Source organism: Lentilactobacillus buchneri, from assembly GCF_018314255.1.
Classification (GTDB): Bacteria; Bacillota; Bacilli; order Lactobacillales; family Lactobacillaceae; genus Lentilactobacillus; species Lentilactobacillus buchneri.
The window spans coordinates 814,246-838,239 of record NZ_CP073066.1 but is presented as its reverse complement, the minus strand read 5'-3'; the positions used below and the strand labels follow the sequence as shown (position 1 = coordinate 838,239).

The window sequence follows — 23,994 nt, the reverse complement described above, 5'->3', positions numbered from 1 at the left end:
CTCTACACTTCCGCCTGGTATTCAAGTTGGTTAACGGAAGGATCTTCTTTAAAAAAATGTTGGTAAATGTATTTAACTGCTGCGTCGGCGTCTGATTGACGAGTGCCCAGCATAATTGAAATTCTAGACGCCCCTTGATTAATCATATGGACGGGGATGTCGTGTTCAGCCAATGGCCGGATGATATTTTCAATCGTGCCGACTCTTGCCCGCATCCCTTCGCCGACCACCATGATAATGGCGTAATCGTCGATCCAATCCAACGTATCTGGATTCAGTTCAACCTGAATGTCGTGACACATTTTTTTAATTGTATCACTGTCCAGCTGACTGCGGTCAAATATGATCGTCAAGTCGTCAATTCCTGATGGCATGTGTTCGTAGGAAACATCGTATTTATACAGAATTTGGAGAATTTTGAGGGTAAAGCCAACTTCCTTGTTCAGCAGGTATCTGTGGAGATAAAGGGCTGAGAATCGGTTGGATGCGGCAATGCCGGTCACCGGTTTTTTTGAAGTAAAATCTTTTTCGGGGACAATCAATGTCCCTGGGAGATCGGGATTGTTGGTGTTCTTAACGTTAATTGGAACTCGACCTTGAATAGCTGGAATGATTGCTTCATCGTTGAAAACTGAAAAGCCGGCGTATGAAAGTTCACGCATTTCTCTGAAAGTCATTTTATGAATCGGTCGGGCATCCGGAACAATTTTCGGGTTGGCAGCGAAGATTGCATCGACATCGGTGAAGTTTTCGTAGAGATCCGCCTTTAGGCCGCGAGCTAAAATGGAGCCGGTAATATCGGACCCGCCCCGAGCGAAAGTGGCAATGTTGCCTTCTTGGGTGAATCCAAAGAACCCAGGGAAGACCAACGTTTCCTCACCATATGTCAAATCAGCGAGATTGTCGTAGGTTTGTTCAAGAACGGTGGCGCCATTGGGATTGTCGCTTAACAGGATGCCGGCTTCGCTAGGATCAACGAAGCGCGCTTGGGTCCCGGCCTCAGTCAGGCAGGCGGCAAATAATTCAGCGTTCAATCGCTCACCATGAGCTTTAAAGGCGGCCATCAGGTAGTCGTCGTTTGGATATGATTGATCGGGCAGGGCAGTTAATTTGGCCTTAAGATCATCAAGGACGCTTTTTGAAACATGGAAGCCATTGCCAATTTCCTGGTAACGGTCAAAAATGGTTGCAACAGTGGCTTTGGCATCCGTTCCATCGATGATCGCATTGGCATATTTGATCAAGAGATCAGTGACTTTGATATCATCGGCGAATCTTTTGCCCGGCGCCGAAGTCACGACCACCTTTCGTTCCGGATCGCTTTGAACGATTCGAATCACCTTTTGAACGTGGGCGGCGTCGGCTAACGAACTGCCCCCAAACTTAACGACTTTCATAACTTTCATTCACTCCCTGGATATTCCCATTAATTAACAATTCGGTTAGAGATTGTTAAAACGAATTTTAGCAGTTTTGAATTAATTTGCAAGAGTCATCAGTTTATCGTGATTGGTTTGCATGAATTTGCATCCGGACTCATAAAAGTGGTTGACATTTTATGAGAATCATTATAGAATTATGTGAATTAAATCATTAGAGGTTGCAACCAACATCAGTAATTAGTGGAGTTCCTACCTGAACTTTGAAGCTAATGAAAGGGGCGGTTGCCGAAGCACCATGTGAGGTAGCACTTGGCGCGCTGGGACTTAGCTTAAGAGGCTATGGACTGTCGCGGCGGATAAGTCGGCTGCGGGGCGCTAACGACAAATGATACGGAATGATATTGAACTAAAATTCTGAATCTCTTTGTTTGGCGAACGCCGAATGAGGAGATTTTTTTATTAAGAGCGCGACGAGGGCTGGTAGAGGCGGTTTCTAAGGGGACTTTGATTGAAGTTCCCGGTTTTGGAACTTTAATCAAAGGTCCCCTTAGAAGTTAGCCTCTGGCCCTCGGAGCGTATTTTGGAAGCTGCAGGGAGCTCAAAGAATCATAACAAACGTGCTTCCTGCGCGACGAGGGCTGGTAGGCTAGGCAGGGTTTCACCCGGCCGTCGGAGCGTATTTTCAAGGCCGAAGGGATTTCAAAAGAGCCTAACAAACGTGTTTCGGAGGCCGAAGGGAGCACGCAAGAATCATGACAAACGTGCTTCCTGCGCGACAAGCCTCGACAGACACAGCTTCTACCACCCACCAACACCTCACCACACCATCATTCACAAAAAGATATTTTGGAGGAGAAAACATGAGCAATCAAATCGACCAGTTATCAACCAATCAAGCGGGACACTTGGAAATCGGGGGAGTAGATTCATTGGATCTGGTTAAGCAATATAAAACCCCTCTGGTGGTCTACGATGTGAAATCCATCCGTGACCAGATTCACCATTTTCAAAAGGTGTTCCAAGATAACGGCGTCGATTTTGCGGTCAGTTATGCCAGCAAAGCCTTTGCCTGCATTGCAATGTTTCAACTGATTAACCAGGAAAAGGGCCATATCGACGTTGTTTCCGGCGGCGAATTATACACGGCCATTAAAGCGGGCTTTCCAATGGAACGGGTCAGTTTCCACGGCAACGACAAATCTCGCGAAGAACTGGAAATGGCAGTTGAACATCAAATTGGGGTCATCATTTTGGACAACTTCCATGAAATTGACCTGTTAAAAGAAGTTTTGGAAGATAAACAATCACACATCAACGTGATGCTGCGGGTAACACCGGGGGTTTCCGCCCACACCCACGAATATGATCAGACCGGTCAAGTCGACAGCAAGTTTGGCTTCGATATTCAAAGCGGTCAGGCCCGTAAAGCATTGGGCCTGGTCCTTGAAGATGAGCGGATGAACATGCTTGGGATTCACTGCCACATTGGTTCGCAAATCTTTGAAGTCAATGGATTTGAAATGGCTGCTGTTAAGCTGATCGATACTTTGGCAGACTGGAACAAAGAAATTGGTTATGTTGCCAAAGTTGTCAACGTCGGTGGTGGTTTTGGCATCAAGTACACGGAAGATGATGACCCGATTGCTCCGGAAATGTTTGTCGATGCAATCGTTAAGGCCATCAAGAAACGTACCGAAGAAGTCAACCTGCCAATGCCCGCTGTTTGGATTGAACCAGGCCGGTCAATCGCCGGTCCCGCTGGATACAATTTATATACGGTTGGCAGCCGCAAAGATGTGCCGGGGATTCGCTCATACGTCACGGTTGACGGTGGAATGGGTGACAATATCCGTCCCGCGCTGTATCAAGCCAAATACGAGGCGGTCTTGGCCAAGGACCCAAGTGCACCGATTAAAGAAACGGTCCGGATTGCCGGTAAGTACTGTGAGTCCGGTGACATCCTGATTCAAAAGCAGGATTTACCAGCCACCCAACCGGGAGATGTTTTGGCGATGCTGGACACCGGAGCGTATGGCTATGCAATGGCCTCCAACTATAACCGTAATCCCCGCCCGGCAGTGGTATTTGTGGAAAACGGCAAGTCGCAGGTTGCCATCAGAAGAGAAACTTTTGAAGATTTGGTGGCGTTGGATGAGGAATTCAACTAGAGCAGAGCGCGGAGGGAGCCGGGAGATGCGGTTTCTAAGACAATCATGATTGAAGCCCTGATTTTGGGCTTGAATCATGATTGTCTTAGAAGTTAGCATCTGGCTCCCGGAGCGTATTTTCAAAGCTTAAGCTACCTCAAAAGAATCTAACAAACGTGTTTTTAGCCACAGGCTGGTTGAGACGTTTCCAGTTCCCGATAAAAATTACATTAAAAGTTCATACAAAATAACGACATTAAGGAGAATCACAATGGAACAACTAAGCGCAAGAGAAATCATCGATTTTATTGGCAATGCCAAGAAGAAGACCCCGGTCAAGATTTATCTCAAGGGATCGATTAAGGACATCAAGTTTCCAAAATCAATCAAGGCATTTGCCGAAAAGCACACCGCAACTTTGTTTGGCGATTGGGCTGACGTCAAACGGTTCCTTAAGAAAAACAAATCGGCCATCGATGATTACCAGGTTGAAGCAGACTCCAGAAACTCTGCAGTTCCATTACTAGACATCAAGGAGATCAATGCCCGGATTGAACCGGGAGCCATCATTCGTGATCACGTTACAATAGGAAACAACGCAGTTATCATGATGGGCGCCATCATTAACATTGGTGCCGAAATCGGTGATGACACAATGATCGACATGGGCGTTGTCATGGGCGGCCGAGCAATTGTCGGCAAGCATTCCCACATTGGTGCGGGAGCCGTTTTGGCAGGCGTCGTTGAACCGGCATCTGCCAAACCGGTCCAGATTGACGATAACGTCTTAGTTGGCGCGAATGCCGTGGTTATCGAAGGCGTTCATGTTGGTGAAGGCGCCGTGGTTGCGGCCGGATCCATTGTCACCAAGGACGTTGCCCCACACACTGTGGTTGCCGGCGTCCCAGCGCGAAAGGTCAAGGACGTTGATGAAAAGACAACCTCGGAAACTGGTCTGGAAGACGATTTAAGAAAGTTGTGATTCAATGAGTCAACTAACGAAGGAAGATTTAATTGGGATTCGCAGACATTTACATGAATATCCTGAGCTGGCGATGCACGAAAGAGCCACTCATGATTACCTGTTGAAAACCATTCAATCTTTCAATCAACAATACATTGAAATAAGAGAAATCCCCAAATTACCGACGGCTCTGCTGGTGTACGTGAACGGATCCAACCCTAAACGGACGATTGGTTACCGCACCGATATCGATGCCCTGACGGTTAGCGAGAAGACCGGCTTACCATTTTCATCCAAGAACCCCGGTGTGATGCACGCTTGCGGTCATGACATTCATATGACCGTCGCACTGGGAGTCCTCAACTGGTTTTCCGAGCATCAGCCGGCTGACAACATGGTTTTCTTCTTCCAACCGGCTGAGGAAAGCGAAAACGGCGGCAAGGTTGCTTATGAATTAGGCGTCTTTGAAGGAAAGTGGCGGCCCGATGAATTTTATGGCCTGCACGACAACCCGGATTTACCGGCTGGCGCGATTGGCTGTCGAATGGGAACCTTGTTTGCCGGAACGACCGAGGTCAATGTCGATCTGATTGGTAAAAGTGGTCATGCCGCCTATCCGCAGAACGCCAACGACATGGTGGTTGCCGCAGCCGAATTCATCGGCCAAGTCCAGACGATTGTATCCAGAAGTGTCAATCCCATCGAAGGCGGTGTGATTACTTTTGGCAAGCTGGACGCCGGCACCATTCGAAACGTCATCGCCGGGCAAGCCAGAATCGAAGGTACCATTCGTGGCTTAACCCAGAAGATGATTGAACACATTGTTGACCGGCTAAAAATGGTCGCCAATGGAGTGGCAACCAGCTATGGCGCAGAAGTCAAGATTCACTTTAATCAGGGTGGCTATTTGCCGGTGGAAAATAACGACGAACTGACTCGACGATTGATTGAATTTGCCAAGCAGGATCCGGAAACCGACTTTGTTGAAACTCAACCGGCGATGACCGGCGAAGATTTTGGTTACCTATTATCTAAGATTCCCGGCACCATGTTTTGGTTGGGCGTCGACGATGATTCACAGCTTCACTCAGCTACCCTGAACCCCAAAGAATCATCGATTCCAAAGGGAATTAAGTCAATTACCAGATTTCTTGAATACAGAATGAATAATTAACCCAATAAAAGAAAGTAGGGATTTATGATGATTAGTGCAGATATTATGACAGCAATTGTGACTCCGTTTGGTGAAGACGGCAGCATCAACTTTGACGGTTTGGAAAAATTAACCAATCACTTACTGGATACCGGCAGCCGCGGATTTGTAATCGGTGGCACCACTGGCGAGACGCCAACTTTGAGTCATGACGAAAAGATTGAATTGTATACCCGATTTGCTCAAATTGTGAACGGGCGTGGGACGATTATTGCCGGAACCGGTAGTAACAATACCGCCGAGACCGTGCGTTTAACAGCTGAAGTGGGTAACATTCCCGGGATTGATTACGCCCTTGTGGTTGTGCCATATTATAACAAACCAAATCAACGTGGCATGATCGCCCACTTTACGGCAGTTGCTGAACAGTCACCAGTGCCATTGATCATTTACAACATCCCAGGTCGAACCGGCGTCACGATGGCTAACGATACGGTGGTCGAATTATCACATAACGCCAACATCGCCGGCGTTAAGCAGTGTACCTCATTGGAAGACTTGGAATATCTGGTTCAAAATACCCCGGATGATTTCAATGTCTACACCGGTGAAGATGCCCAGGCCCTGTCTGCTAAAGCAGTTGGTGCCAACGGTGTCATTTCAGTTACCAGCCATATTTACGGCCGGGAGATGCGGAAGATGTACGACGCCCTTGAATCAGGCGATGTTGAGACTGCCGGCGACATGATGCGTTTCTTGACGCCAAAAGTGCAAGCCTTATTCATGTACCCATCACCGTCATGTGTCAAAGCCATTTTGAATGTTCAAGGCTTTGGGGCCGGTGATTGCCGCTTGCCAATTCTTTCATTGAACGATGAAGAAAAAGCAACCCTGGCAAGTAAATTAGGTGTCAGCCGCCTGGAAGATATTCCAGTTGACGGCACTGAAATGGCACGCAGTTAAGCCGATTGGTTTGGAAATTATCAAACAAAGATAGACAAGGGAGTTTTTTCAATGATTAAAGTTTTAGTCGCTGGTTTCATGGGCTCAATGGGTCAAAAGACGGTTCAAATGGTCAATAAAAACGATGACTTTGAATTGGTTGGGGCTTACAATCCCGGAATCGACACCGTTCATCTCAAAGGTATGGGAATGGATGATAACGTTAAGCTGTTTGCCAGTTTGGATGAAATCGACACCGACGCCGATGTTTGGATTGACTTCACCGTTCCTGCGGCTGCATTTGACAATGCCAAATTTGCCATTGAACACGGCATCCATCCGGTTATTGGGACTTCCGGGATGAGCGATGAGCAAGTTGATCAGCTCAAAAAGTTGGCTCAACAAACCAACGTCGGTGGAATCCTGGCACCCAACTTTGGCATCTCCGCGGTTCTTTTAATGAAGTTTGCCAAAGAAGCCGCCAAATACATGCCGGGCGTTGAAATCATTGAGATGCACCACGACGATAAGCTGGACGCTCCTTCAGGCACTGCTCTGGCGACCGCTAAAATGATTGACGAAGTTCGTGGGAAGCACGATGCACCCGCAACCGAGGAAGCCTTAAAGGGTGTCCGTGGCGGCGATTACGACGGGATTAAGATCCATTCCGTTCGCCTGCCCGGTTACGTTGCTCATGAGCAAGTTCTTTTCGGCAGCAAAGGTGAAGCCTTGACGATCCGCCAAGACTCGTTTGACCGCGCCTCTTTCATGAGCGGGGTTGAACTGGCAGTGCCGGCGGCCGCCAAAGCGACCAAGTTAATCGTCGGCTTAGAAAATATTATGTAATTAAATCAGGAGGAAAACATGCCACAGTTAGACAGCAAACTTTCAGAAGTCGTTAATCAAAATGTAAATGCAGTTGGACCTTCAGGAATTCGTGAATTTGACCAGGAGATTTCTTCAATTCCCGGCACCGTCAAATTGACGATTGGCGAACCGGACTTCGATGTTCCGGAACATGCCAAACAGGCCGCTATTAAGAGTATTGAGGAAAACAAATCCCACTACTCAGCACAAAAGGGAATTCCTGAACTTCGCGACGGTATCAGCAATTATCTCAAGGACCGGACGGGTGTTTACTATGATCCGGCCACTGAAATCGTGGTAACCGTTGGCGCTACCGAAGCGATCTATTCAGCGTTGACCACTATCTTGAACCCGGGTGACAAGGTTATCGTGCCGACCCCGGCATTTGCCTTGTATTTCCCAATTATTCAAGTTGCCGGAGCTGAACTGATCACCATTGACACTTCTGATGATGGGTTTGTCTTAACTCCTGAAAAGCTGCAAAAAGTCCTTGATGAAAATGGGGACAGTGTCAAAGCAATTATTTTGAATTATCCATCCAACCCAACTGGAGTTGAATACACAGAGGCTCAATTAAAGGCGTTGGCTGATATTATTTCTCAACACAAGATGTATGTGCTGGCTGACGAGATCTATAGTGAGTTGACCTATGGCGTCAAGCATCACTCAATCGCGGCCATGATTCCCGGTCAAACCATTTTGATTAACGGTTTGTCCAAATCCCATGCTATGACTGGATATCGAATCGGCTACATTGTTGCACCAAAGGATTTTGTGACCAACGCATCCAAAATGCACGCTTTCGTGGTCACCGCTCCTTCCAATCCTGCGCAATACGCAGCTGCCGAAGCATTGACCAACGGCCTTGATGATCCGATTCCAATGCGGGCTGCCTATCACAAACGGCGTGACTATATCGCTGATCGGCTCGAAAAAATGGGGATGCAGATTGTCATGCCCCAAGGCGCATTTTACATTTTTGCCAAGATTCCTGATACAATAGACGAAACCTCGGTTGAATTTGCCACTCATTTGGCAAAGGACGCCAAAGTCGGCGTGACCCCCGGTTCCGCATTTGGCCCCGGCGGCGAAGGCTGGATTCGCATGTCATATGCGGCGTCTGATGAAGACATCACATTGGCAATGGATCGCATGAACAGTTATTTACTTGAGTTAACAAAATAGAGAAAAGGGGATTCATTAGGATGAAAGAGTTTAACGTTGCAATTTTAGGTGCTACGGGTGCTGTCGGTACCCGCATGATCCAACAATTAGAGCAGTCAACCATTCCGGTGAAGAGTGTCAAACTATTGGCCTCATCACGTTCTGCCGGGAAGGTTCTTCAATTCCGTGGTCAAGATATCACGGTTGAAGAAACCACCCCAGACTCATTTAACGGAATTGATCTGGTATTGTCATCTGCCGGCGGCTCAACATCCAAAAAATTCCTGCCGGAAGCGGTTAAGCGTGGTGCTGTCTGTGTGGACAACACCAGTGCTTTCCGAATGGAAAAAGAGGTTCCGTTGGTCATCCCTGAAGTTAACGAAAAGGCTCTTTATAATCACCGCGGCATTATTGCCAACCCCAACTGTTCAACGATTCAAATGGTGGTTTGCCTTGAACCGATTTACAAAAAGTATGGTTTGAAGCAAGTTATCGTCTCAACTTATCAAGCGGTTTCCGGTGCCGGCCAATCTGCACTGAATGAGTTAATGGAAGAATCCCAACAGGTATTGAACGGCGAACCAACTGATCCAAAGATTTTGCCTACCAAGGGTGACAAGAAGCATTATCAGATGGCATTTAATTTATTGCCACAGATTGATGTTTTCGAATCAGACGGCTACTACACTCATGAAGAGTGGAAGATGATTCACGAAACCAAGAAGATTATGTTGGACGACATGGACGCTAAAGACATCAAGGTGACTGCAACCTGTGTTCGAGTTCCGATCCGAATTGCCCATGGTGAGTCAGTTTACTTTGAAGTTGCTGATAAGAATGCGACTGCTGATCAAATCAAAGCTGCATTGGATGGTGCCGATGGCGTTGTCTTACAAGATGATACCGCCCATCAAATTTATCCGCAGTCAATCGAAGCTGAAGGCAAGCGCGAAACATTTGTCGGCCGGGTTCGTCCTGACTTTGAAAATGAAGGGGCATTTAACATGTGGGTCGTTTCCGACAACCTCTTGAAAGGTGCTGCCTGGAATGCGGTTCAGATTGCTGAACGACTGGTTGCCGATGATTTGGTACGGGTTCCGGAGAATCCTTATCTCGGCTAGAACGAAGCTGGAAGGTTTTGATAATCCTTTACCTTAAAAAAGATCCGCACCGTCCCGATGCTTGGGATGATGCGGATCTTTTATTATTTTCTGGTATCAAAGTGTCGTTTGATGCCAATCAAGTCACTAATTGCTTGTCAGCAGCTTTCTTATACTTACGAACTCCTAAAGATTCTCATTTTTTGATTTGGTCCGTTTTTCGTGCGCTACAATATAGAAAACAACCAGATTGGAGAGATAACCATGCGGATTGGTTTTGTGTCAGATTTACACATTGATTTTAACCGCCAGTATGATTTTGTGTCCGTATTGGGCCAATTGATCAGTGATGAAAATCTTGACCAGCTGGTGATCATGGGGGACTCGGCGAATGGACTTCAACGCAACTTGCGGTTCTATCAACAATTGGCAGAAGCCTTGCCAGTTCCGTTTCACACCTTGATTGGCAACCACGATCTCTACGTGGATCACCCCCGGCAAAAATCAGTTCAGCAGATTCAGTCGGCTTCCCGAACGGCTTATCGTGAACTGGACAGGCTGCCAACGTCTTTAACTCGGCATCCAATCGAGACCAGGCACTGGCTGATCACCGGGATTAATGGATGGTACGATTACACGTTTGCCAAACATTTTTGTGAAGCAGACGGTCCCCGATACGCGAATAACTTTGTTGCCAAACATGTCTGGCCCGATCAGCTATATATTAATGGCAATCAAATCAGTTATCGGCGAGATCGTAAATGGGTAGTCGAGCAGATTCTTGCTTGGCAGCATCAAATCAATCGATTGGCTGTCAGCGGCAAAAAGATCTTGGTGGCCAGCCACATGCTGCCGACGAAAAAGTTGGCTCACCAGCTGCCGATTCCGTTTTATGATCGGTTCATGTATCAGTTAGGCAGCGACCGGTATCGACAGTTGTTTGAACACAACCACGTCAGCTTGTCATTGAGTGGCCATTCCCACATGCCCAACGCAGTCACGGAAAATGGCATTCGGTATCGAAATCTTTCCCTGGGATATGATTTTCAATGGCAGAATCCAGGGGATGCACTGGGTGAATTAAAACGGGTCATGTTTGTATTGGAGGACGAATCATGAAACAAATTGAAACCTGGTATTGTGATTTGGCGTATTTCTTAGCCAAGTACTTGCACATTCATCGACAGCGTCACTATTAGTCGCAAACAGGCTGATCAGTAGGTCTGACAGGACCTATCTGGATCAAAGGGTAATTAAATCGGCTGGGACATTTGTAAAAAGTGTCCCAGCCTTATTTGTGGAAAGTGTTTCTAATCCTGATTGTCTGAATATATTTCATGAAATCTGCGCTAATCCTTATACTAAATGGAATTAGTATAAATTTCGTCTATATCAAAATAAATTATTCAAATGCTTAAACCATTGAATTATCAACCTCTGAGGCATACAATAAACTTGTAATTTGATTTGGACCGGTCCAATAATCGAATTGGTAATAACGTTACTGTTAAATTCAGGAGGTTACTAATATGACGAACTTCGATTCCGATGAATACCTGCAAAAAGTCAATCTGTACTGGAAGGCTGCTAATTATTTATCAGTCGGCCAACTGTTTCTCAGAGACAATCCGTTACTCAAACGAGATCTAGTCGCTGACGACGTTAAGATTAAGCCGATTGGTCACTGGGGCACAATTGCCTCACAGAACTTTATGTATGCCCACTTGAACCGGGTAATCAAGAAATATAATTTGAATATGTTCTATATTGAAGGTTCCGGTCATGGTGGTCAGGTGATGGTTTCCAATTCATACCTTGACGGCAGCTATAGCGAAATTTATCCAAAGATCGCTCAAAATGAAACTGGTCTGCAACGATTATTCAAACAATTCTCCTTCCCAGGCGGAGTTGCTTCCCATGCTGCCCCCGAAACACCAGGTTCAATGCATGAAGGCGGCGAGTTGGGTTATTCCATTGCCCACGGTACCGGGGCAATTTTAGACAACCCCGACGTCATTGCCGCAGTTGAAATAGGTGATGGGGAAGCTGAAACCGGCCCATTAGCCGCCTCATGGTTCTCCAACAAATTCATCAACCCAATTCATGACGGTGCCATTTTGCCAATGCTGAACCTGAACGGATTCAAGATTTCCAATCCAACCATTCTTTCCCGGATGAGTGACGCTGACTTAACCAAGTACTTTGAAGGCATGGGCTGGAAGCCATACTTCGTTGAAACGAAAGGTGACCCCGAAGACTATACCCGGGTTCACCAGACGATGGCCAAAACGATGGATGCAATCATTACTGAAATCAAGGCCATTCAAAAGCACGCCCGTGACAATAATGATGATACTTTGCCACACTGGCCAATGCTGGTACTGCGTTCACCAAAGGGCTGGACAGGTCCTAAGTTCGACTTGGATGGCAATCCAATTGCCGGATCATTCCGTGCGCACCAAGTGCCAATTCCTGTCAGTGCTGGTCAGATGGACCACAAAGATCTGTTAATTAATTGGCTGAAATCATATGAACCTGAAAAGTTGTTTAACAACAACGGCTCAATTAAAGCTGAAATCAAAGCAACCACCCCAGACGGTGACCGGCGGATGGCGATGAACCCAATCGTCAATGGTGGTATTAACCCCAAGAAGTTGGACATGCCTAACCCAGCCGATTACGCTTTGAAGATTGACAAACCAGGTGACAAAGAAGCTCAGGATACTGAAGTATTATCCAACTTCTACACCGAGATTATGAAGCGAAACGGCAAGTCATTTAGAGCCTTTGGCCCAGATGAAACCAAATCCAATAAGTTCTTCTCAATGCTGGATTATGGTAAGCGTCAATGGGAAGAACCAATCAAGACCCCGAATGACGAAAACATGGCTCCTGAAGGCCGCGTCATTGATTCACAACTTTCAGAACACCAAGCAGAAGGTTGGCTTGAAGGATACGTCTTAAGCGGCCGTCACGGATTCTTTGCCTCATATGAAGCATTTACCCGTGTCATTGATTCAATGCTCACTCAGCACTACAAGTGGCTCAGAAAGGCCTCTGAACAATCGTGGCGTCATGATTATCCGTCACTGAACATCATGAACGTTTCCCACGCTTTCCAGCAGGATCACAATGGTTATACTCATCAAGATCCCGGCATGTTGGGACATCTGGCTGAAAAAGGTCATGAGTTGGTTAACGAATATGTTCCAGCTGATGCCAACTCACTGCTGGCCGTTATGAACACTGCCTTGCAGACCCGCGAGAAGACCAATTTGATTGTGGCTTCCAAACACCCACGGCCACAATGGTTCTCAATGGATGAAGCCACTAAGCTGGTTAACGATGGTTTGGGGATTATTCCATGGGCTTCAAATGATCAAGGCGATCCGGATGTGATCTTCGCGACTGCCGGTACCGAAGCCACCATGGAGAGTTTGGCGGCCATTGATATGCTGCACGAGGCTTTCCCTCAATTGAAGGTTCGCTTCATCAACGTCGTTGACATTTTGAGACTGCGTCCAAGCAACGAAGATCAGGATAGCCGTGGCCTAACCCAAGCTGAATTTGACAAGTACTTTACCACTGACACACCGGTTATCTTTGCCTTCCATGGCTTTGAGAATACCTTCCGTGGCCTGGTATATAACCGTCATAATCACAATATTAGTTTCCATGGTTACCGTGAAAATGGGGATATCACAACCCCATTTGATATGCGGGTCCTCAATGAATTGGATCGTTACCACTTGGCTAAGGATGCTATTTCTCGGACCAAGTTCGCCGCTTCGGCAGACAATTTTGAAGCTAAGATGGACCACATGCTCCAAAAGCACCACGATTACATTCGTCAATACGGTACCGATATTCCAGAGGTTCAAAACTGGAAATGGTCCGGTAATTTAACCAACAAACTGACCACAGAATAATCTATGCATCACAAACTTCTTCTTCGATTAAAAGTAAGCTCATGATCCTTTACCACTAAAGGGTTGTGGGCTTCTTTTTTGTTATTCAATGGTATGATTAACGAGAAGAACAAATGAAATGGGGAATGCAGCATGAAATTGGCAGTTGAAATCAATGATGATTCGACCAGGATGACCTTACCGGACGGCCAAGGGACAATTGTGGTCACAAAGACAGTCGATCAGGTCAATGCCGACGTTAACCTGTACCTTAAAGACGGGAAGCTGATCAGCGTTCAGACCGAACCAACTGACAAGGCCGACGGTGTGATTCAGATCGAACCAGCCTGGGACTTGGAGGCTGGCTATTTGGCCAAGAGCTTTTCCGAGTATGCCGTTGAACGGGGAATTCTTAAGAAAGATCTGTTGGAAACGGTCAAGATTCCCAGCAATCAGCGAAAAACCGTTGAAGCCTTTCGAAATTTGGTTTTAACCGTCCTGAATGGTCTTGGATTCCAATCCGTATTTGTTTCCAAGAAGAAATTCAAGGGCAAGCCACGCCACAAATTCACCAAACAGGTGAGTGAGATTCCGTTTTATGTTGATCATGAGGGTGCCAAAGCAACCGTCTACTGGCAGAAGCGTAACGAAATGTTGATTAAGGCCGGCGCGGTGATGAAAGTCGAACCCGATTTGAATCAGGATGGGTCGCTGGGGTTTTCGGCCAAGTTTGCTCAGAAACTGAGATCTGAACATGCCGATAGTTTCCGGAATTTTGTGACCACCAAAGACATCGTTTTAAAATCGGTCAATGAAGTGGGCCTCTTCCTCTATTTTGCCGGCATCAACAGTTGGCTGGTTTTGAAAGATGAAAACGGCAAGACGATTGACGAGTGGACCAAAGTTGTCAAATAGGGATTTGGAATCGATCACATGAGTTGTGGTCGATTTTTAAGATTTTTATATACCAAAAGTAGTGAGTAATATATTACCTCGATTTAAAATTGAAGTGCAACACCTGCTCTACTAGACCAGTTCTTTATTCAGACTAGTCAAAAAGGCCATGAAGACCTATTCTTAATTCACCACAAACAAGAAAGAGGTATCTTCATGACCCGAATTAAGAATATCATATCTAATCAGTATCACCAACTCAATTTAGCTGAACGTGGTCGAATTGAATCCCTAAGGGACTTAGATTGGTCTATCCGCCGGATTGCCCAGGCCCTTCATCGTAATCCCAGCACGATTTCACGTGAATTAAAACGTGGGACAACGACACAGATTAACGCTAGTACTCATATCTTTGAACAGTCATATCTGGCAGAAACTGGTGAAGCAATTTATCGTAAGCACCGACTAAATAGCTGTTATCGTGGACTCTTTGATCATTGTCAAACCTTCTGTAATGCTTTGGTGACAGCTTTAAAAGCGCGTCCCAGGATGCATAGTGTGGATACTTTTGTCCACCAATTCAAGACTGATCACCCAAGGCTTGTCTGCCCCTCAACACCGACGGTGTACCGGTATATTGATGACCAGCGTTTAGTTATCCGCAATTCAGACCTACCAGCTAAACTACGTCGCCGGATTAAATGCCCCGGGGCAAAGCATCATCGAATCAATAAGAAAAATCTGGGCCATTCAATCGAAGAGCGTCCCGCCATGGTTCAAGCGCGTCAAGAGCTTGGACACTGGGAAGGTGACTTGGTCAAAGGCAAACGGGTTGAATCTGAGCCAGCATTAATGACTTTGACTGAACGTGTTAGTCGCTTAGAGATCATCGTTAAACTTCCCAATTATCATGCCGACACTTGCTTGAAAGCCCTCCAGAATACCTTATATGACTATGGAACCGAGCACTTTAAAACCATTACTTTTGATAATGGTGCTGAGTTCTCAAGCTTGAGTCAAGTCAAGGGAACTGACATCTACTTTGCCCATCCTTATTCACCATGGGAACGTGGAACCAATGAGAACACTAACGGCCTTTTGCGCGAGTTCTTCCCGAAGGGCAGATCCTTGGCTTCGGCCTCACTCATTGACATTCAGCTGGCTCAAGATACCTTAAACAACCGGCTACGGCGGTCATTGAACTATCGCTGCCCAGCCGATCTAATGCCTGAACTAGCTTAGCAACTAGACCACTTCTAAGAATAGATTCTTAGTGTTGCACTTGATTTGACAATTGAGGTGAGTAATATATTATAATACTCTTAACAACAATCTTATTTTTGTAAAAGGAAAGGTGATACATTTAATGGCAGACAATATGAACGAGGTTCCTCCCGATGAAAAGTTGTGGCAGAGAAGTACCGATGAGTTGGTAAAACAGTATCAGACCAACGAAGAGGACGGTATTAGCGAGCAAGAGGCGGCTAAACGCCTGGCTCGAGATGGTTACAATGAATTAACCGCCAAGAAGAAAAGCAAGCTGCTGCAGTTCTTACTGCAATTTAACAACAGCATCATCTACATTTTGATCGCTGCGGCTGTGATTACGCTGTTCATGCATCACTATTCAGACTCGGCGGTTATTGGGATCGTTATTATTGCCAACGCGTTTATTGGATTCTTCCAAGAAATGCAGGCTGACAATGCGTTAAGCAAAATCAAGGAACTGTTGGTGAGCCAGAACTATGTGATTCGTGACGGCCACAAGATTGAAGTGCCGGCCCGGGAACTGGTTGTGGGAGATCTGGTTAACCTTGAGGCTGGGGACGCGGTTCCGGCTGATTTGCGCCTGATTTCCGCAGACAATATGCGGGCTCAAGAATCGACTTTGACCGGTGAAAGTAACTCCGTTGAAAAGACCGAAGATCCGATTAACAAGGATTCGGTTCCGTTGGCAGAACGCTCCAACATGGCGTTTGCTTCAACAGCGGTGACTCAGGGATCCGGGGTCGGAATTGTGATTGCAACTGGTAAGGATACCCAAATTGGTCAGATTCAACAAAGTGTTGCCGAGGTGAAGACCCAGGTGACACCGTTGATGCGGAATTTGAACAAATTAGGGATTAACCTGTCACTCTTTATTGTGGCGATTGCCATTTTGCTGTTTGTCCTCGGTCTCTACACCAAGATTTACAGTCTGCCAACCTTGACCATAGCGATTATCACAATGGTGGTGGGCTCAATTCCTGAAGGACTGCCGGCTTCGACATCCGTTGTTTTGGCTCGAGGCGTTCAGGTGATGACCAAAAAAGGGGCGATTGTCAAAACGCTGCCCGCCGTCGAAACCTTAGGTGCTGTGGATATTGTTGACACTGATAAGACTGGAACGTTGACCAAGAACGAAATGACGGTTACCGACGTGATTACCGATCAACATCATTATCAAGTTACCGGGGTTGGATTTATTGCCGGTGATAAAGGCGTTGATGGGGACGTCTTATTGGATGGTCAAAAATATGACTGGAAACAAGACCAGCAATTCCGCGACTTGGTCGACATTGCCGGGACAACCACCGATGCCGAGTTGGTGCAAACCGATGGCGAATGGCAATTAAACGGTGAGCCGACTGATGGTGCGTTAACGACCTTATTTCACAAATTAATCGGCCGTGAGCCGGAAGTCGATGAAGTGGATACGCTGCCATTTGATTCGGCGTACCGATACAGTGCCCGCTTGATCAAGGAAAATGATCATCACGAGTTAATGGTTAAAGGCGCACCGGGAACCATTTTCGACATGGTCAAACAAAGTGACCCCAACTTTGATGACCAGACTTGGTATGAACGGGTTGCCAAATTAACTGAGCAAGGTTTGCGAGTGGTTGCCCTGGGATACAAAAATGTTTCCACAGATGTGGACGAGATTGACCAGGACAAGATTGCGGACGGCATTCAATTAAGTGGGGTCGTCGGGATTATTGACCCACCTCGTGAAGAAGTGATTCCTTCGATTCAAAGCCTTCGCCGTGCCGGCGTCAAGGTTAATATGATTACCGGAGACCACCCGGATACCGCATCAGCGATTGCCCGCAAACTGGACTTGGATGAAAGTATTCATGCCATCACCGGGCCGGAGATTGATGAAATGTCCGACGAAGATTTAATTAAGAACATCGGCCGTTACAATGTTTTTGCCCGAACCACACCAGCCAACAAACTGCGAATTGTCAAGGCCCAACAGGCCAACAGCAAAATCGTTGCCATGACCGGTGACGGGGTCAACGATGCCGCCGCTCTGAAGCAGGCCAACATTGGAATTGCGATGGGGATTAAAGGAACTGCCGTTGCCAAGGAAGCTGCCGATATGGTGCTGGTTAACGATAGCTTCACAACCATCGTTGATGCGGTTGCTGAAGGCCGGCATGTCTTTGATAATATTCAAAAGACAATCCGATTCCTGCTGCCAACCAGTTTTGCTGAAGGCCTGGTTGTCCTGATCAGTATGATTATGGGACAAGAGTTGCCGTTGTTCCCAACGCAACTGCTGTGGATTAACACGGTTTCGGCATTGACCATTCAATTTGCGTTTATCTTTGAACCGGCTGAAGAGTCGATCATGATCCGTGGCCCAAGAAATGTTGCCAAAGGGATTTTAGGAAAAATGGACGTTTTCGAAATTACCTACGTGTCGATTTTAATTTCCGCCCTTGGGATCTTCACCTTCGATCGATTTGTTGATTCGGGTGTCCTGACAGCTGTTCTGGGTAGTACCATGGCGGTCAACATCATTATCTTCGGTAAGATTTTCTATCTGTTCAATATTCGCAACTCCTATCCAATTATTTCCAAGCATTTCTTCGAGAACAAGATGGCGTTTATCATCATCGGAATTCTGTTGGCCCTTCAAGCTGCCATGTTCTACATTCCGTTTATGCAAGACGTCTTCCACACTGGTAGCATCGACTTCTTCTATGGCTGGGTTGTGCCAACCATCGCAGGGTTTATCGTGCTGGTTGTGACCGAAATTATCAAGCTGGGAAGAATTGAGTACCGGAAGCGTAAGGGACAAGCAACTAAAATTAAGTAAGCAAAAAAGTGAGATCCGGCTTAACGCCAGGTCTCACTTTTTATTTATGGACTATTTACAAAGATTGATGACGATAATCAAAACGCATCGTTACCGGCAAAATCAAGGGATCTTTCAACTGACCAAATGGTTATTTCAAATCACCAGGTTTGACGGTTCGGCCTTGCATGATTGACAGCACCCAAGCGCCAAGGATAATCACCAGTGAAACCGCAAAGGCAACGTGCATGCCGAAAATAAAGACTTCCGGCTGGTTTGGTAAATAGTTGGTGACATGGAATCCGGCTTTGACACTCATGGCGATAAATAGGGCACTGGTTGATAAGGCAGTACCAGAGATCATGCCAACATTCCGTGCCAGGGCGTTCAAACTCCCGGCACTTCCCAATGAATCCTTTGGGACCACCGACATGACGATATCGCTGTTGGGCGACTGAAACAAGCCGGTGCCAAAAGCCATAATGATCGTGATGACGACGTAGACCCACATTGGGCTGGTTAGGGTTAAGAAGAAATACATGGCTTGGGCGACAGCGACGATCAACAGACCACCGGTGGCAGTTGCGGCTGGCGAGAAGTGATCAGCCAACCAACCGCCAAACGGGCCGGCAAACACCATGACGACCGGGAAAATGATCAGCAATGCGCCGGCTTCGCCAGCTGACAAGTGCCGAGCATCTTCCAGGTAAAACGGCACGATGATTACAGTGAAGAAATTGGAAAGAAAGATCAAAACAGCGGCCCCGAGGCCATAGGTGAATGGCTTGATTTTAAACAAAGACAGCGGCATCAATGGATTCTTGGCCCGTTTTTCGGCGTGGAAAAAGCCCCACATGGTGATGAGCCCTAAGGCAAATAATGCCAGTGCAATTGGCGACCCATAGCCAATTTCTTGGCCGATGAAGACACCGAGGAACAAGCCGATAATCATCAGTGAGAAATTGATGAAACCTAGCCAATCGATGGTTCCCGGCACCGTTTGATAAGCCTTGGGCATGACAATGGCGCCCAGAATGACGGCAACAATGCCAATGGGGAGGTTAACCCAGAAAATGTAGCCCCAAGATAACCTTGAAAGAATCAGGCCACCAAGTCCGGGCCCGGCGATTGCCCCCAAAGCCACGAAGGTTCCAACAAAGCCCATTGCCCGGCCACGTTCCTTAATACCAAAGGTGGACGTGGTGATGCCGTAAGTGTTGGATAAAGTCATCGCTGCTCCGGTTCCCTGAATAAAGCGACCGACCAGCAGGAACGGAAAATTGATTTGCAGGCCAGACAGAAATGACCCAAGCAAGAAGACGACTGTTCCGATTCGAAAGACTTTGATTTTGCCATAGATATCGCCGAGTTTACCGAAAAATAGCAAGAGTGCAGTTAAGACGATCAGGTATGACGAAACCACCCATTCAATTTGATTCATCGGGACATGCAACTGTTTGGCCATGATGGGCATGGCAATGTTGACGATGCTGGAATCCAGGTTCGACATGAATGCAAACATGCCGATGGAAACCAAAATCCACCAACCATTTTTTTGTGTCGTTGATTGTGCAGGTGTGTGATTCATTTTGAGCCCTTCCCCCCAGAATTCTCATATTTTGATTAGGTCTATTATGACGCAAAGTTGGGAAGTTTTGGTGGAAAAAGCTTGTGGGCGTTCTTTTGGGGTGCAATGGGTTTCTTACTCTTTATGTTTGGGAACGTGGGGCCCGTTTGTTAGGTCATTTTGCGCTCCCTTCGGCTTTTAAAATACGTTCCGGCGACCCTGACCCCGGCCACATAAACAAAAGCATCCAACGATGAACATAAACCGTTCATCATTGGATGTTTTCGCTAATGTTCCGACGGCCGGATGAAAACGGCCTAGCCTACTTGGTGGGCCCTAACCGGGTCTTGTCGCGCTCTGTCGCGTTTGTTATGTTCTTTTGCGCTCCCTTCGGCTTTTAAAATACGCTCCGACGACCCAGGGCCCGGCCACATAAACAAAAACATCCAACGATGAACAAAGACCGTTCATCATTGGATGTTTTCGCTAATGTTCCGACGGCCGGATGAAAACGGCCTAGCCTACTTGGTGGGGTCAACCCGGGTCTTGTCGCGCTCTGTCGCGTTTGTTATGTTCTTTCGAAGTCCCTTCGGCCTTTGAAATACGCTCCGACGACCCAGGGCCCGGCCACATAAACAAAGAATACCAACGATGAACAAAGACCGTTCATCATTGGTATTCTTCGCTTATGTTCTGGGCCCTAACCGGGTCTCGTCGCGCTCTGTCGCGCTCTAGTCTGTTCTCCACTTCTCGAAAAAGTCCGTGTGCTTTCCCAAGTAATCGATGGCTTCTTGGGCTAACTGGTCGCCTTGCTTTTCCGCCTCTTCAGCGTCCAAGTTTTGGGCATCTCTTAAGTAGCCTCGGCCGATGTTGATAAATTTATTTTTGCGGCCAAATCCTTGGTCGTGGAATAAGTCGTCCCACTTTGTAATATCTTCTTTTGCTGTGTTATACACCAACTCGGAAAGGTTCTGGTTCGGATCCAAGAGGGTTGCTGCGTATGTGACGATAAATTCGTCCATATCAATGATGATTTCTTGTCGCATGTTTTTCTTTGCCATTATTATTTTCACCTCGTTATCAGTTTAATGCATTTGGCGGTCAAAGACCAATTAAGAATTTAATCCGGGTTAATGGTGCATCTTGAATTCCAAATACAAATCGTTATATTCTTGGACTTTCTGCGGACTCAAGTTACTGTAGACCTGCAGTCGGTCAATCACATTTTGGGTTGGGTAGAACTGTTTATCGTCGCGGGTGGCCTTTGGCAGCAGTTTAAAAGCCGACATGTTTGGTGTTGAATAACCGATATACTCGGCGTTTTGGGCGGCATTTTCCGGTTTGTTCATAAAGTTCAGGAAGGCGTAAATTGCCTTGAAATGTTTAGCCGTCTTTGGAATCACCAAATTGTCGAACCACATGTTACTCCCTTCGGTGGGGACGACGTAGTGCAGATGCGAATTCTGGGACATCATTTCCGATGCTTCACCGGACCAGTCAACGGCCACCGGTGCCTCACCTTCTGCCATATACATTTTAATTTCATCGGCCACCACTGCTTTGACGTTGGGTGACAAACGATTGAGTTTGTCCTTGGCCTTGATCAGTTCAGCTGAATTGGTTGTGTTGACTGATTGACCCATCGAGATGAGGGAAAAACCCAGAATATCCCGCGCTGAATCAATCAACATAATATCATTCCGGTATTTCTTACTCCAAAGCTGGTTCCAATGCTCCAAGGATCCCGGTTTGACATATTGATCGTTATAAATAATCCCCAGTGTTCCCCAAAAGTAGGGGATGGAGTATTTGTTCTGCGGGTCAAAGGATTTGTTGAGAAATGAGCGGCCATAATGATTCATGCCAACCAGACGTGATTTGTCCAGTGGAATCAGCATGTGATCGGCCTTCATTTTTTCAACCATATACTCACTTGGAACGGTGAGATCATAGCTGGTCCCACCTTGCTTGATTTTGGTGTACATCGCTTCGTTGCTGTCGAAGGTTTCGACGTTGACGTGGTAGCCGGTTTCCTTTTGAAATTTGGTCAAAAGGCTGGGATCGATGTAATCGCCCCAATTGTAGAGGTTAAGGACCTTATTGCCGGTATCCCCGGTTGATTTGGTGAGCTGATTACTGCCATAAGCCAAGCCGGCGCACAACGCCAGAATGGCAATCAATGCTGCGAGAAATTTTTTCATCGGTCAGTCACCTCCACAATTGGTTTCTTACCAGTCGAGGCAGTGTTTCTGGTCTCAATCCAATAGTACACGCCAACTAAGATGAGCGAGAAGATGAACATGATACCAGCCAACGCGTTGATTTCCAAACTGATACCTTGGCGGGCTCTTGAATAGATTTCCACAGACAGGGTGGTGAAGCCATTTCCCGTTACGAAGAAGGTGACCGCGAAGTCATCCAACGAATAGGTGATTGTCATGAAGAAGCCGGCAATAATCCCCGGTTGAATGTAAGGCAGGACGATTTTACTTAAAATTTGGGCCGGGCTGGCGCCAAGATCCATCGCGGCATTGGTCATCGACGGGCTCATTTCGTCCAACCTTGGCAAAACCAGCAGTAGGACAATTGGAATTTCAAAGGCAATGTGGCTTAGCAGCACTGACCAGAATCCCAGCGGCAGCTTGAGGGCGGTAAAGAAGATCAAGAAGCTGGCACCAATGATAACATCTGGTGATACCAACAGGATACTGTTTAGTGATAGGAGGGTTTCTCTTTCGTGGCGCCGTTTGGCATTATGGACGGCCAGTGCCCCCATGGTGCCGATAATCGTCGAGCAGACCGAAGACAGCAGAGCAATCAGGATCGTGTTCAAGAAGATTGCCAGCATCCGTTTATCGTTAAACAATTCACCATAGTGTTTCAGCGAAAAGCCCTGGAAATTGGTCATGGTAGTGCCCTTACTGAATGAGTACAGAATTAAATAGACGATTGGAATATACAATAGCAAAAAGACAATGGTGATATAAATTTTACCGGTTCTGGAAGCCTTATCGTTCACGATGTCCGCCTCCTTTTACGCTTGGTGTTGGTCAACAGCATCACGATGACCATCGAGATAATGAGGACCACGCCGATCGTGGAACCCATTCCCCAGTTCATCGTCGTCAAGAAGTGTTCCTCAACCGCCGTTCCTAAGGTGATGACCTTGTTACCACCGATTAATCGGGACAGCATGAAGAGTGACAGCGATGGAATGAAAACAATTTGGATACCGGACTTAATTCCCGGCATGGTCATAGGAATGATAACTTTGGTCAGTGTCTGCCATTTGGTGGCGCCCAAATCGCGGCTGGCGCGGATGTAGGAATCGCTGATATCGGTCAACGAGTTATAGATTGGCAGGATCATAAACGGAATTTGAATATAGGCGGCGACCAGAATGAAGCTGGCGTCAGTGAACAGCATGTGCTGGGCAGGGATGCCAAAGAATTGGAACAAATCATTCACTAAGCCATCGTGGCTGAGGAGGCCAATAAATGCATAGGCCTTCAGTAATAGGTTAATCCACGTTGGCAAAATCACCAACAGAATCCACAAGTCGCGGTGCTTTAATTTGCTGATCACCAGCGCCATTGGATAACTGATCAAGATTGCGAACAGGGTAATCAAAAAGGCATAGAGAACCGAATTGGCCGTCATCGTCAAATACGTTCCTGACGAGAAGAACTCCTGGTAGTTCGCGAAAGTGAAATGATTGTGAATATTAAAAAAGGAATAATAGATGATTAGGGCAACTGGCGCGATGACAAACATTGCCAGCCACAAAATATAAGGCGTGAAAAAAAGCCCCCGATAATTTCGCTTCATGTTCCGCCCCCC

The 23,994-nt window shown here is 46.7% G+C and carries 18 protein-coding genes and 1 riboswitch; of the genes, 12 read left to right on the top strand and 6 right to left on the bottom strand.

What is annotated here, in order from left to right; genetic code table 11:
- Positions 1–2: 2 nt before the first annotated feature.
- Positions 3–1,397 (bottom strand): aspartate kinase, encoded by a 1,395-nt coding sequence (locus KE627_RS04110; protein ID WP_056938652.1) that lies wholly within the window; start codon positions 1,395–1,397, stop codon positions 3–5.
- Positions 1,398–1,586: 189 nt separating this feature from the next.
- A riboswitch (Lysine riboswitch) is annotated at positions 1,587–1,768 on the top strand.
- A gap of 474 nt (positions 1,769–2,242) precedes the next feature.
- Between KE627_RS04110 and lysA the strand changes: the two genes are divergently transcribed.
- From lysA to KE627_RS04050, 12 genes are all read left to right on the top strand, one after another.
- Positions 2,243–3,550, top strand: a complete 1,308-nt coding sequence (gene lysA / locus KE627_RS04105; protein WP_056938653.1) for a diaminopimelate decarboxylase — start codon at positions 2,243–2,245, stop codon at positions 3,548–3,550.
- Between the two features lie 250 nt (positions 3,551–3,800).
- A complete protein-coding gene (dapD, locus tag KE627_RS04100) occupies positions 3,801–4,511 on the top strand; it encodes a 2,3,4,5-tetrahydropyridine-2,6-dicarboxylate N-acetyltransferase (protein ID WP_013728761.1) in 711 nt (236 codons plus the stop codon).
- A gap of 4 nt (positions 4,512–4,515) precedes the next feature.
- Complete coding sequence (locus KE627_RS04095) at positions 4,516–5,667, top strand: N-acetyldiaminopimelate deacetylase (RefSeq protein ID WP_013728760.1); 1,152 nt, start codon at positions 4,516–4,518, stop codon at positions 5,665–5,667.
- 27 nt (positions 5,668–5,694) lie between these two features.
- The gene (dapA, locus tag KE627_RS04090; protein ID WP_014940553.1) at positions 5,695–6,609 is read left to right on the top strand and encodes a 4-hydroxy-tetrahydrodipicolinate synthase; all 915 of its coding nucleotides are present in this window, start codon (positions 5,695–5,697) and stop codon (positions 6,607–6,609) included.
- A 51-nt stretch (positions 6,610–6,660) separates the two neighbouring features.
- Positions 6,661–7,434 carry a 4-hydroxy-tetrahydrodipicolinate reductase gene (gene dapB, locus KE627_RS04085; RefSeq protein WP_013728758.1) on the top strand — a complete coding sequence of 258 codons (774 nt, stop codon included), beginning with the start codon at positions 6,661–6,663 and terminating at the stop codon, positions 7,432–7,434.
- A gap of 18 nt (positions 7,435–7,452) precedes the next feature.
- Entirely contained in the window at positions 7,453–8,640 is a 1,188-nt protein-coding gene (locus KE627_RS04080) for an aminotransferase class I/II-fold pyridoxal phosphate-dependent enzyme (protein WP_056938654.1), read from the top strand.
- A 20-nt stretch (positions 8,641–8,660) separates the two neighbouring features.
- Complete coding sequence (locus tag KE627_RS04075) at positions 8,661–9,740, top strand: aspartate-semialdehyde dehydrogenase (RefSeq protein ID WP_013728756.1); 1,080 nt, start codon at positions 8,661–8,663, stop codon at positions 9,738–9,740.
- Between the two features lie 243 nt (positions 9,741–9,983).
- Positions 9,984–10,838 carry a metallophosphoesterase gene (locus tag KE627_RS04070; RefSeq protein WP_013728755.1) on the top strand — a complete coding sequence of 285 codons (855 nt, stop codon included), beginning with the start codon at positions 9,984–9,986 and terminating at the stop codon, positions 10,836–10,838.
- 410 nt (positions 10,839–11,248) lie between these two features.
- Positions 11,249–13,648 (top strand): phosphoketolase family protein, encoded by a 2,400-nt coding sequence (locus KE627_RS04065; protein WP_056938655.1) that lies wholly within the window; start codon positions 11,249–11,251, stop codon positions 13,646–13,648.
- 132 nt (positions 13,649–13,780) lie between these two features.
- Positions 13,781–14,542: a hypothetical protein gene (locus KE627_RS04060; RefSeq protein WP_013728753.1), complete on the top strand. Its 762-nt coding sequence runs from the start codon at positions 13,781–13,783 to the stop codon at positions 14,540–14,542.
- Between the two features lie 195 nt (positions 14,543–14,737).
- Entirely contained in the window at positions 14,738–15,763 is a 1,026-nt protein-coding gene (locus tag KE627_RS04055; protein WP_035181582.1) for an IS30 family transposase, read from the top strand.
- A gap of 124 nt (positions 15,764–15,887) precedes the next feature.
- Entirely contained in the window at positions 15,888–18,608 is a 2,721-nt protein-coding gene (locus KE627_RS04050; protein ID WP_013728752.1) for an HAD-IC family P-type ATPase, read from the top strand.
- A gap of 130 nt (positions 18,609–18,738) precedes the next feature.
- Here KE627_RS04050 and KE627_RS04045 read toward each other — a convergent pair whose 3' ends face one another.
- The 5 genes from KE627_RS04045 to KE627_RS04025 form a co-directional block, all read right to left on the bottom strand.
- Positions 18,739–20,175 carry an MFS transporter gene (locus KE627_RS04045; protein WP_056939146.1) on the bottom strand — a complete coding sequence of 479 codons (1,437 nt, stop codon included), beginning with the start codon at positions 20,173–20,175 and terminating at the stop codon, positions 18,739–18,741.
- A 710-nt stretch (positions 20,176–20,885) separates the two neighbouring features.
- Positions 20,886–21,215, bottom strand: a complete 330-nt coding sequence (locus KE627_RS04040; RefSeq protein ID WP_013728750.1) for a hypothetical protein — start codon at positions 21,213–21,215, stop codon at positions 20,886–20,888.
- A gap of 69 nt (positions 21,216–21,284) precedes the next feature.
- Positions 21,285–22,355, bottom strand: coding sequence for an ABC transporter substrate-binding protein (locus tag KE627_RS04035; protein ID WP_013728749.1), 1,071 nt, complete (start codon positions 22,353–22,355; stop codon positions 21,285–21,287).
- Entirely contained in the window at positions 22,352–23,173 is an 822-nt protein-coding gene (locus KE627_RS04030) for an ABC transporter permease (RefSeq protein WP_013728748.1), read from the bottom strand. Before KE627_RS04030 ends, KE627_RS04035 begins: the two co-directional genes overlap by 4 nt.
- A complete protein-coding gene (locus tag KE627_RS04025; protein ID WP_013728747.1) occupies positions 23,170–23,982 on the bottom strand; it encodes an ABC transporter permease in 813 nt (270 codons plus the stop codon). Before KE627_RS04025 ends, KE627_RS04030 begins: the two co-directional genes overlap by 4 nt.
- Between the last annotated feature and the right edge of the window lie 12 nt (positions 23,983–23,994).